Annotated in this window: 13 protein-coding genes; 7 read left to right on the top strand and 6 right to left on the bottom strand. The window is 43.3% G+C overall.

Annotation, left to right across the window (positions count from 1 at the left end; genetic code table 11):
• Positions 1–53 precede the first annotated feature (53 nt).
• From NFS31_RS19260 to NFS31_RS19240, 5 genes are all read right to left on the bottom strand, one after another.
• Positions 54–836 (bottom strand): lipid droplet assembly factor 1, encoded by a 783-nt coding sequence (locus tag NFS31_RS19260; protein ID WP_251498793.1) that lies wholly within the window; start codon positions 834–836, stop codon positions 54–56.
• A gap of 104 nt (positions 837–940) precedes the next feature.
• Positions 941–2,317: a C39 family peptidase gene (locus NFS31_RS19255; RefSeq protein WP_251498791.1), complete on the bottom strand. Its 1,377-nt coding sequence runs from the start codon at positions 2,315–2,317 to the stop codon at positions 941–943.
• Positions 2,318–3,340 carry a hypothetical protein gene (locus NFS31_RS19250; protein WP_251498789.1) on the bottom strand — a complete coding sequence of 341 codons (1,023 nt, stop codon included), beginning with the start codon at positions 3,338–3,340 and terminating at the stop codon, positions 2,318–2,320. It lies immediately after the preceding gene.
• 27 nt (positions 3,341–3,367) lie between these two features.
• On the bottom strand, positions 3,368–4,078 hold the full coding sequence (locus tag NFS31_RS19245) for a hypothetical protein (protein ID WP_251498787.1): 711 nt from the start codon (positions 4,076–4,078) through the stop codon (positions 3,368–3,370).
• Positions 4,079–4,100: 22 nt separating this feature from the next.
• Positions 4,101–4,493, bottom strand: a complete 393-nt coding sequence (locus NFS31_RS19240; protein ID WP_251498786.1) for a fimbrial protein — start codon at positions 4,491–4,493, stop codon at positions 4,101–4,103.
• Positions 4,494–4,959: 466 nt separating this feature from the next.
• On the opposite strand from NFS31_RS19240, the gene NFS31_RS19235 reads away from it, so the two are divergent.
• From NFS31_RS19235 to NFS31_RS19205, 7 genes are all read left to right on the top strand, one after another.
• Entirely contained in the window at positions 4,960–6,237 is a 1,278-nt protein-coding gene (locus NFS31_RS19235; RefSeq protein ID WP_251498784.1) for an AAA family ATPase, read from the top strand.
• Entirely contained in the window at positions 6,227–6,859 is a 633-nt protein-coding gene (locus NFS31_RS19230; protein WP_251498783.1) for a hypothetical protein, read from the top strand. Before NFS31_RS19235 ends, NFS31_RS19230 begins: the two co-directional genes overlap by 11 nt.
• A 132-nt stretch (positions 6,860–6,991) precedes the next feature.
• Positions 6,992–7,924: an MBL fold metallo-hydrolase gene (locus NFS31_RS19225; protein ID WP_251498781.1), complete on the top strand. Its 933-nt coding sequence runs from the start codon at positions 6,992–6,994 to the stop codon at positions 7,922–7,924.
• Entirely contained in the window at positions 7,902–8,453 is a 552-nt protein-coding gene (locus tag NFS31_RS19220) for a hypothetical protein (RefSeq protein ID WP_251498778.1), read from the top strand. The genes NFS31_RS19225 and NFS31_RS19220 overlap by 23 nt, the downstream gene beginning before the upstream one ends.
• Positions 8,450–8,953 carry a hypothetical protein gene (locus tag NFS31_RS19215; protein ID WP_251498777.1) on the top strand — a complete coding sequence of 168 codons (504 nt, stop codon included), beginning with the start codon at positions 8,450–8,452 and terminating at the stop codon, positions 8,951–8,953. The genes NFS31_RS19220 and NFS31_RS19215 overlap by 4 nt, the downstream gene beginning before the upstream one ends.
• A 59-nt stretch (positions 8,954–9,012) precedes the next feature.
• Positions 9,013–9,888 (top strand): ABC transporter six-transmembrane domain-containing protein, encoded by an 876-nt coding sequence (locus NFS31_RS19210; protein ID WP_251498774.1) that lies wholly within the window; start codon positions 9,013–9,015, stop codon positions 9,886–9,888.
• Positions 9,872–10,933 carry a DUF2971 domain-containing protein gene (locus NFS31_RS19205; protein WP_251498773.1) on the top strand — a complete coding sequence of 354 codons (1,062 nt, stop codon included), beginning with the start codon at positions 9,872–9,874 and terminating at the stop codon, positions 10,931–10,933. The genes NFS31_RS19210 and NFS31_RS19205 overlap by 17 nt, the downstream gene beginning before the upstream one ends.
• A gap of 272 nt (positions 10,934–11,205) precedes the next feature.
• Here NFS31_RS19205 and NFS31_RS19200 read toward each other — a convergent pair whose 3' ends face one another.
• On the bottom strand, positions 11,206–11,730 hold the full coding sequence (locus NFS31_RS19200) for a DUF5720 family protein (protein WP_331482767.1): 525 nt from the start codon (positions 11,728–11,730) through the stop codon (positions 11,206–11,208).
• Positions 11,731–11,734: the final 4 nt, after the last annotated feature.

Here is an 11,734-nt window from a genome sequence, read left to right as displayed (position 1 = left end):
TCAATAAGCAGGCAAAAATATATGAGGCTCTCGGAGTGAAGGTACCAACCTCGTCATGTTAACTCCGAGAATCCAGGGTTTAAGTGGGTAATCTGCGGTTCCGGTGTGTGCAGTGGCTTTCTGGTGGAATGGTCCTTTTTCTGTTGGCGGCTGCCACACTCCTTTCCAGATTTTGCAGATGCTCTCCGTTTATCTATTTTTTTGACGCCCTTTTTCCCGGCTTTTCCATGTTTTTTGCTTTGGGGCATGGGATTTTGTTTTTTCTGTGTCTGGCTGGGGCGGAGCTTCTGGCGGATCTCATATCCCTTTACCTGGTCAAACTCTGCGGGGAAATCTTCCTCCCCCCTGCGCCGCCAGCCGGATATGCCGCCAATCTTTTCGTTTCTGCCAGATTTATGGTTATTTTGGTCTATCTTTATCTGCTGACTGGTGCCGGTGGATGCCGTATTTTCGCTGGGAACAGGACTTTTCTTTTTGCTGCTTTTCCTGCCCTTTTTTGCAGATGTGGCCGCCCGCATTGCTTCCTGGCTTTCACCGCCACCCACGATACGGCGGTTCTTCATGTATTTTAAGAAGATGACAAGGAAGGACGACAGGCTTTCCCCCGATATGCCGATCAGGGCAAACAGGACAAGGGGCAAGGTAGTCAGGCATAGCACGATGATCCGTGCGGTCAGACTAAAGGGCAGGAACAGGAATACCGGCAGCCCGGTCACGGCGGCCAGGATGCCGGCCTCGATCACGTTCCTTGCCCGGAACATGCCGCCAAAAAACGTGCCTGTGTCCACAAAGTTCGGCGGGATGATATAGGTATCGTGGTCATTCTGATTGTTCATATGGTAGTACCTCTCTTTCGCAGTGTGTCAGTTCCGGCCATGGTAAAGTAAGTCAGAGCGGAACATCTGTAACAGGGTTCATGGCCGGACTGTGGCAGGGCGGTTCAGCCGATGATCCAGAATGGGCCGCCTGCGCCTGCACGTCTGCTGGCTTCGTTCAGTATGATGGAAAGATCCCAGAGCTGCCCGCTCCGTTTGTAGCTGGCGGGGTCCGCCACCAGGATCTTCCCGTCCTTCACCCCCCGCAGCACGATAAAGTGGCCGCCGCTTGTGAAGTGCCCTTTTGACATGATGGCCACCACCAGTTTCCCGTCTGCCAGTGCGTCCAGCAGCCGCTGGGGTTCCGAAGGGGTACAGCCGGAAACGGCAAGCCCCCAGTTTGCTGCGGCGCCGGGGATCAGCGCATGGTAGGAGCCGCTGCCCTTGCACCAGTAGCCGTTTTCATAAGCCCACCGTGCCATCCGTTCCGGGTCAACAGTTTCGCCGGCCAGGGAGGACACCACTATTGCCATGGAAGTAGGCCCGCAGCCGTAACCGCCGATATGGTCGGTGCCGTAAGGCTTCCCGGCATAACGTTCATCCAGCTGGTTGAAATAGACAACTTCCGTGCTGCCATCCGTAAAGCGTACATCACCCAGGGAGGGGATGCTGTTCCCTTCCCAGTTTTCCAGGTTCTGAAGTAACCCGTCCCCCAGAAAGAGGCTCAGGTTCTGTGCGTAATCGGCGGAAAGCTCCCTCTGTTCTTCCGTGAGGAAGAATACCTGGTCGGCAAAATAATCTTCCCCGTTATAGGAAATGGTATAGACCATCCATTTTTCGGATACGGTGGTCTCTTCCCCGGTTTCCGGGTCCTCCACCGTCTTTTCACGGATCTCCTCGGTCCGCTTATAGGAGTAAAGGTGGGATTTCCCACGGCGCATGACAGCCGCCATGTCCGCAATGGAGATATCCGCAAATTCCTTATCCTTTGCCGCGCAGTACTGGGAGACAAAAAGGTTGGCATTGTATACGGGGCTTGCCTCATAGGGATTGATGACCTCCATTTCATCCCCGTCCGAGGCGGCAAAATCCCGCCCGATCCGTTCCATGACATCTTCCATGCCTTCCCCCAGGATGCTGCTGATGGTGAAGGTGATGGTGTTGGCATTCTCCACAATGGCGGTTTCACTGTTCAGGATGGGGTTTTCCGAGTCAGCGGGGGAAAAGGCGGAGGAAAAGCCGTCAAAGATCAGGCCGGGGAGCATCAGCACAAAAAGCACCGGGAGCAGTAACAGGACAGCGGCGGCTGCCAGGACCTTTCCGGCAAACTTACGCCCTCCGCATAACGCCCCTGCCGCTGCACCATAGGGCCCGCCCACAGCGGCGCCTTTTGCGGCCCCGGACACCGCCTTCCCCGCTTTTACGGCGCCCCTGGCAAGGTGTGCCGCAGACGCGCCGGTCTCAAGGGCTTCTTCCAGCCCGTTCTTCTGTCTTCCTTCCATTTATAGCCTGTCCTTTCTTTTGGGCGCCGGGGGCATTTTTTTCACAATGGATTCCTTATAGGCGATGGAGCCGTCCGCTGCCATGTAAGGGGATTTCTCCACGGCGTCCTGTGCGTACTGCTTGTACCAGGAAGTGCCGTCCACGGCCTGCACGGTAGAATAAGCCCCTTCCGGCGCAGCGTACTGGTCTGCGTGGTACATGCCGAAGGAAATACCTTCCGGGTGTTCCTCCGAGATTTCCGTGCCGGTGATGCGCCCGCCCCCGATCTCCACGCCTGTAAAGGACGGCACATGCTGTGCGCCTTCCTCCAGGGCGGCATAGCCCATGTAGGAGTGGAGGGCCTGGGCAGCCTTTTCCCCGGTCATGGTGCCCACGGAGGAAATATTTCCGGCTGCTACTGTGCCGATGACGTTATTGGCAAAATCGCCGCCCTTTGCAACGGAGGATGCATACATGTTCCCCCCGATGCCGGCGGATATGGCGGACGCAAACCCGCCGATACTGCCGCCGGGAGCCTTTCCGCCCTGTCTGTTTGTTTCCGTGTGGGAGGTGGCTGTGCGGATGGCGCTGTTTGTGACCTGCCGGCTGACTACCCCCGCAAGGCCGCCTGCCATAAACCCGCCTGGACTGCCCGGACTGCCGGGGCTTCCGGGTGAGCCGGAGCCGTTGTTTACATGGGAAGAGCTGCTGCTGTGGCCGCCGCCAAAATGCTGGCGGGAAAAATTGCGGACAGCGCCCACGCCCCTTGCGGCGATCATGGCCTCTGCGATCATGGAACCGCCCGTATGCCCCACGTTCACGCCCAGGCTGGACATGAAGGAGTCGATTTTCTGGGATACCTTTAAAAAGGCGATGGCACACAGGAACCAGACCAGGACATTGCCCGATACCGCCTCCCGGCCTGCCGCATCCACCTGGGCCTGTGCGTCACTCTCCGAAAAGGCAAAGGCCGTCTGGCAGGACAGGCAGAGGAGGAGCGCCATCAGAAAGGCCGCAGTAAGTACCTTTTTATATTTTTTCATGGTTATTGTCATTCCTTTCTATTTTTCTCACAGTGAGAGCGGGTTTGCGATGAACGCCCCGACCATGCTTGTGAACAGCCGCAGGCACCAGGCGTTCATGAGCAGGAGGAACACCTGCCCGCCGAACATCCGGCACCAGGACTTAAAAATGTTAGAGGTGGACTGGGAGGCTCCCATGGAAAATGCTACGGGCGCCGTGTAGACCAGTACCCCCAAAAGGACATACCGCTCTGCCGCTTCAAAAAGGAGCTTCAGGTAGTTCCATGCCAGGATCAGAACGATGATCAGCGTGATCAGCGCCACCGCACCGTTGGCACAGACACCGATGATGGCTAACATCACCGAATTAAAGTCCGCAAAACTTAAAGCGGGCAGGTCGGAGTCCATGATCCAGCGGTACGGGGTTCCGCCAATTTTTAAGACAGTATCCACAATCCCGTCTGAGAAATAGGCCAGCAGGATGAAGAGGACGGAGCGGATGCTCAGGCGCACCGGGTCCTCCGCCTCAATGCCGGCCCCCAGGCCGAAGTTTTTGAACAGCTGCCATACCCAGTTTAAAAGGATGATGCCGATAGCCAGCGCCACAAAGACCTTATACATGGTCTCGGCAGCGGGGAAGTAGCGGAGGAACACGGCCATGTCACAGCCCAGCGCCCCCAGGACCGAGGTGGTTATAAGGTCAAGGCCGTTCATTACCTGTTCGGCGATCCACTCCACAATGCCGTCTAAAATACCCATAAACGATCACTCCTTTCCGGCATCAGCCACTCCACTTGCCATCCGCAAAGAACGGGGTGATGTAGGCCATGATGAACCCCAGGCCGTTTAAAATCGCCCAGGTAATGCAGATGCGCTTCAGCCATGCGCGGCTTTCATCCACCGTGCGGCCGGAGCGGGAGAAGTTCATCATCAGCAGGGCCACCGAAGCGGTGACGATAGCAGCCACGGTGGAGATAAGCACGATCTGGTTATAGACGTCTTTCATAATCTCTGTGGCTTTCGTCCATACATCTGCGGCATAGACCGGCTGGGTAGTCATTAAGAACATCATAAAACACAGGAAGGCATAGTAGGCTGCCTTCGCAGGGGAGAACCTGCGGCGGGGCTTCTTACCTGCTGGGGCAGGCGTCTGCAGTTTGTTTTTCAGTCTCAATTTGTGGACCTCCTTTAAATAAGATTTGGTTGTGAAAGAAAAGACCCTGCCACAGAGACGGGCACGGTCTTCTTTCTTTGGGCTGGCAGGCGGGGAAAAGCCGGATTATACGGTAAGAGGCGCAAAAAAAGCACCTCTCTGGAAAGGTGCCATGCCAGCCCGGATTGCTTTTGGGTGCAGTTTTAAGCATATTTAGTGTAACATATCCCTTTTTACGGGGAAAGAGCAGAACCGTGCCAATTTTGTGCGGAATTGTGCCAATTTTGTGCCAGACCTTTTGGAAAACAAAATATCCTGTTTTCATTGCATTTTGATGTATAGTCCGATAAGATGAAAAAATTTAATAAATGTATATGGAAAAGAATTTATATTTTTTGTGAAAATATATTGCATAAAAAATATATGTGTGGTATAGTATGTAATGAGTAAGAAGATAAATAGGTGTTTAATCTTGGAGGGAATTAGCATGTTAATAGAATTAAGGGCGAAAAACTGCTTTTCGTTTTCAGATGAGATTCGATTTTCGACAAAAGCAGATATGAGAAATAAAAAGTTCTCATCCAATGTCCATACAGAGAATAATTTTAATATTTTGAAAACAGTAGGAATCTATGGTCCAAATAACGCAGGTAAGACATGCTTGGTAAAATGTATCCGCAGTGCCATGAACATTTTATTAAACCAGAAACCCCGTATCATGCCCAATATTTTTCAAGAAAGTACAATATGCCAACTGGGTATTACATTTTTGGAGGAGGGCAGAGAGTTTTCCTATGATTTTTGGTATGATGATAAAAAGGAAGAATATCCTTATGAAAAGTTTGCTGAAATCACAAAAGATCAATATGGGAACGAAAAAGAAACGGTTTGGCTTTTAAAGGATATCATCAATGGGAATTGCCAATATGGTGATGAAGATCTTTTAAAAATGATGCCGCTTATATCTCAGAGCAACCTGCTATTCTATCTGGTAGATTCCAGTAAGTTCCAGCAGCTGGCGGAAATGAAGCGGATTGTCACAAAGTTTGCTTCTAGGATTGATATTGTCAATATGAATAATATCCCTTTAAAACGTACCATCAACCTCATGAAAAATCAAAATGATATTCAAAGGAAAGTCGTGGAGTTCATCAAGAATTCTGATCTGTATATGGATGATTTTGAATATGTGGATATCGATAAGATTCGCGTAAAAATGGATTCTGACGAGGAAAAACCGGAGGAAAAGGCTCTTGATATCCCCGAGCAGATTATGGATCAGATCCGACTGGTATCCGTTTATAGAGGGGTTGCGGTCCCCAGCGTGCTTTTTGACTCTACGGGAACAAAAAAGATCGCTGCCCTTGCAAGTTATATCATAGAGGGAATTGAACAGGGCAGAATTCTTGTTGTGGACGAACTGGATAGCAGCATTCATTTTAAATTGACCAGAGCAATAGTTGCTATGTTTAATAATGAACTGAATACCAACGCACAGATGATATTCACTGTACATGATATCAACTTGATGGATTGCAAAAAAATGTTCCGCAAAGAACAGATCTGGTTTGTCCATAAGAATGATACAGGCATTTATGTTTATTCTCTGGCAGAGTTTACCGCACAACAGGGAGTACGAGATACTACGGATATTATGGAGAAGTACCGAAAAGGGGTTTTAGGTGCCCTTCCAGATCCCGAACTGATTCGATCCTTATTAAGCCTCAAAGGAAATCGGAAGGAGGTGCCAGTTGATGGCGAATAAGCTTCCTCAGATTTTTACGGGCAGTAAAATATGTATTATATGCGAAGGAGATGAAGAATATGAATATCTGGAAAAATTGATCTCTTTAGATGTATGGAGTAAAAATTATTGTTTCCAGTTGGAGAATGCTGAAGGAAATGGAAATATTCCTGCGCGATATCAAGATAAATTTCAGAACGGCTCATACGATTTGGTTTTAATATTCTGTGATACAGATAAAAAGCCCTATGAGCAGTATGTAGATATCAAGCGAAAGATTAGTGAATTCCATGGGGTTGAAAATGCAGCAGACCATGTTGTCATATATGGGAATCCATGTACTATGCAGATTATCATTGAGCATTGGGATGATGTAGTACTTGGTTCCCATAAAAAGAAGAAAAATGCTCCAATTATTTTTAACCTTACAGGTATAGAGGGATATAAGGGCAGAGCAGATCAGCGCCAGGAATTATTCTCCAGGATCACTAAAGAAAATTATCAGGAAATGCAGGAGAGGATTAAATGTCTGCCTTCTGATGATGAGGTAGAAGGAAGCACTAACTTTGGGAAATTTATCGAATATTTTTCGATGGATGATAGCAAGTGGATACAAATAATCAATAAAGCTTTAGAAGAATGACTTGTATTTAGGAAACGAAGGGGTTACTTTTGATTTTGTATAGCAGCACTCATAGGAAAGTGCTAACAAAATTTGAACGAGAAAATTTTAGGCGTACAAGCCGCCAGAGCATGCTTGTAGAAAGGAATATATATGAAACTAAAAGCATTAAGTCATTACAATGGAGATATGGATACAAGATATGGAGACTGCATATTGTTGTATGATAGTACTTCTTTGGTGGTCTATGATTGTGGACATGCTCAGCATGCACAAGTGGTTGAGGATCTCCTGTATAAAAACGCATTGATTTCCAAAGTACATATCGTTATTTCGCATAACGATGGCGACCATATTGACGGAATTGAAAAATTGATGGAGTATCTGTATAGTAAAGGATACGATGTTACAGTATATTCTTCTTTATACTTGAAAAGTGCGAAAAAAGTATTAGAATTGCTTGACGATGGGCGCAGGACATTACCAGCAACCAAACAGCATATTCTTGATACATTTGATAATATAAAGAAAATTGTTGAAAAAGCCCAGGAATATGGTTTTTCCATAGAGAATGCTGTTATAGGTACAAAAGTCTTATTGGGGAGTATTGTTGGTCCAACAGAAGATGAATTTGCTGCAGTTGTTGCACAAGCTATTGAGGATGATAAAGTAACAAAAATAGATGGTGAAACGGTGATGAATGCGGCAAGTGTACAGCTGAAATACAAATTAGAAAATGCTGAGACAGTCCTTTTATGCGGTGATGCCTCTCCAGAATATTTACATCATCTTGATAATTACGATTTAATCCAGTTGCCCCATCATGGAAAACTGGATAATGCGATGAAAATATTTGAGGCTTTAAAGGATTCATACAGCAAGGATTACCTTATATCGGATAATACGGGTTCGGGGGCTACAAGCGGTGGCTCTGATAAACTGGTGGAATATATGAAAAATGAACGTTATAGCCCGGCCTTTAATACAAAAAGTGGTGTGGTTTCTATACCTATAAGCACATATGGGAATATTTCAAATACCAGAACACAAGGAGTGAAGTTAGGTGAAATGGATTGTAAGTTCTGATCCCGAAGTCTTTGTGGATGCAACCCATATGCAGGCAAGGCTACAATATATCCATTCTGTTACTGATGTATCGGTAACAGAATGGTTCACAACTCAGAAAAGTAGTATTTTTCCAAAAGCGTTTTTTTATTGTATAACCAATGATAAGCTGAATGGAACATTTATAACGGCACATATAGGAGAAGTTAAAAGACTATGCTCCCTACGGGAAATTGCAACGGGCGACTTTGTTATAGCGAATACATGTATTTGGGAAAAAACATCAAATAAACAAATTCTGTACTGCATGATGCGGATAAATAAAAAGGCTGAACTTTGGTTTTCTAAGCAGGCATTGGATGTGGAAGAAGATTATAATTTACGCCAGTCAACTTTATTGAGTAATGTAGGGGAATTTGGTTTTGATACTTCTTTATCAGAACGCTTATTATTTTCTAACAGACATAAAGGATTTATGAAAGCTGTTTCGCTTGCTTTTAATAAGGTATCGCCGATTATATTACCGGAAGATTATGGAGGTATTATATGAATAATTTTATTGAAAAGCTCGGCTCTTATCAAATTATAACAAATCTATTGCCTGGGGTGTTTTTTGGAATGGCTTTAAGATTGCTGCTGGGGATAACTGTGCCAATGGAAAACATGGGCGAGGAAATCATGGTTTATTATTTTATGGGGCTTATCATTAACAGAATAAGTTCATTAATTGTAAAACCTATTTTAAAGAGGTGTAGGTTTATCCATGAAGTGCCTTATTTCGACTATGCTAAAGCGGCGAAGGTTGATTCGAAAATAGATGTATTATCTGAAGCAAATAATTATTTTAGAGCTTTATTAACAAGTTGCCTTTTGCTGATAGTGATAGCAATATTACAAATATCAGTTTGTAATATTAAATGGTTTTCTTTAAATTGGAAATGGCTATCACTAATTTTTTTGTCTTTATTGTTTTTGTTTGCTTATAAAAAGCAGACAAAATTTATATGCAAGCGTATAGAGGCAGTAAAAGCATTTAAAGATAAGGACTGAAATAAAAGTCTAGGATCACAGCCTATAGAATGAAAAACAGAATAGGAAAGATTGATAATATGAAAATTCTGGTTGCTGAGATTTTTCGTGTATATAAAAAGGCTCCGATTAAGATAACCATGATTTGGTTTTTGGATCTTGTAGAGGCTCTAATACTTATCTCTAATCCATATATCATTGGTAATTGTATTGATGGTCTGCTGAAAAAGGATATATTTTGGTTTATTGTATTGGTAGTTATAGATACTACTTTCTGGCTTTCAAGATCTGTAAATAAATTTCTTGATACAAGAATATATAGTGAAATCGTGGGATATGAGAGTTATGATTATTACACTAAGATGATAAAGACAAATGAAGATACTTCTCTAATTGATGCTAGATTGGATATGGTAGATGACATTCCCAATTTTCTTGAAATAGATTTTTTCCAAATTTTAAATGTGATAGGTGGTATTATTGTTTCGATGATTTTTTTATATCTTAATTCCACGTTATTAGTGTTTTCTTTCGCATTAGTAAGCATTGTGTTAATTCCTTTTGCCACATACAAATTACAGAAGGAAATAGTAAGTAATAACGAGAAATATAAAAATTTAGAAGAAGAACGGATGAAAAATATTAGTAGTAGAGATAAAAAGATATATGGAGAATATATTAAGAAGGTTTTAAATATCGGCATCTTAAACTCTGATTTAGATACAAAAATATTTTTTGTGACTAACTTTCTTCAAATGATCCTATTATTTTTTTCAATATTGTCGATTACTCAGGCAAACAGATTTACAAGTGGCCTGTTGTTTTCGACTGTTACCTATGTAGGAATGCTAAATGGATATGTTGGTGATATCAACGAGTATTTAATCCAATTACAAGATTTAAAAGAAACCATATACCGCCTAAAGGGAGAAAACAATAATGAATTACAGAGATGAATTTGAGAAAATTTTAGAGGCTACAAAGGTTAATAGAATGATTTCGCAAGAAGAATTTAATAATCGTATGCAACCAATGATACAATTTATTCAAAGAAATGTTCCAGCCCAGCTTTATAAATTTAGGGAATGCACAGAAAATAATATAGAGGCTTTTGATAAAGATGAAATATGGTTGTCAAAAGCATCCAGATTTAATGATTTACATGATAGCCTTTTATTTTTTGACAAACCCTCAATCTTGTCACAGGCTCAACAAATATTTTCGCCAGAAAATCTTTCTGTTATATTCCAGAACTTCAAGCAGTCACAATTTATATTAAGCCGTTTTGAGTTTAACAATCAAGATATGCAGACTGCTATAGCAAATGGACTAAGTACATTGGATGAACAGACTTTCTATGGAATGGTCCAACAACTTATTCCAAACCTTAATATATTTCTTGGCACCTGTTTTGAAAGCCTCAAAAATAATATTAGGAATCAAATAAAAATGGCTTGCCTCTCAGAAAACATAAAATCTCCACTGATGTGGGCTCATTATGCAAGCAATCATAAAGGTTTTGCAATAGGGTATGATTTTAGAGGTAACAATATTTCTCAATGTACAAATTGTATGAATCATTCATGTAGTAACATCAAATTGGCTACAATTTATCCTATAATTTATTCGGATTATCGGTTCGATGCCACGCAATATGGGAAATGGTATGTAGAACAGTATATGAAACAGTGTTTGGGAATCAATATAGATGCTGTTTATGAAGATGAACTCATATATACAAAAGCTGCATTGTATAAATCAAACGATTGGAAATATGAGGATGAATGGAGAATTCTATGTTCAACCCCTAATATACAGGTAGAACAGCAAGACAGCTATCCAATAAATAAGAAGCCAGTAGCAATTTATTTTGGAAGTCAAATTTCAGATGTTTATAAAAAAATTTTGATAAATATGGCTGATGAGAAAGGAATTTCAAAATATCAAATGTTTGTTGAGGATTATAATGGAAGGTACGAATTAAATTACATTTCCCTTTAAAAAATACAAAGAGAAAATAAGCTATTTTTGCCTTTTCAATTTATTTTTTATAGAATGTCTTGCGAAACACCTAATTGTGTCATACAAGCACTTTGATATAATTTTTTAGATTTGGGATTGATATATTACCAAATATTCTGTAAAATAATAACAAAGAGAAACGAGTTTCTAACCGTATAGCTTCTACAGCTTAGGCGGCATACTCGTTTCTCTTTAATATTTAGTTGAATTGAGTATATAAGGGAATATAATATTAAGATTATTTTACTTGTTTATAGATTCTTGTCTATCCGGTCATACTGCAAATGCCCCTGTACTACTTTTGCATGATTCAGGATCTGTATAAAAGCCTTGTCCTGATTTTCCAATGCCTTTTTATATCCTGCTTCGGTCAGAAACAGCCGCATTCTGTCACCTTTATCGCCTATGGACGCTTCATCTGAAAGAACATCAAACACTATCATATGCGTCACTTCCGGGTCAAAGCGTTCCAGTGCCATGATGTCATGCCCTTCCAGTTTCCGGGCGCCGGATTCCTGCCTTGCCACAGCGATCATCTCCCCAACAGTCCTTGCTTTCCAGGGCAGGCGATAGTTTCTTTGTATGCCACAGATCAGCTCCTTGCAGTCATCCTCCGAAAGCTCTCGGAGTTTCTTTAACAGGTTTTCTGCAGTGGCTCTTTTATCGTGGTCATGGGTATACCGGCAGAGCATAGCAATCTCTTGTACCGCATCATACCTACGGCAGCCTTCCAGCTGGAACACCATCCTCTTTTCATCCTCGGTCAATGTTATCATATAT

The sequence above is a fragment of the Otoolea muris genome (genome assembly GCF_943193115.1).
Taxonomy (GTDB): Bacteria; Bacillota; Clostridia; order Lachnospirales; family Lachnospiraceae; genus Otoolea; species Otoolea muris.
The sequence above is the reverse complement of the archived record's forward strand: the minus strand, read 5'-3'. Positions and strand labels throughout refer to the sequence as shown.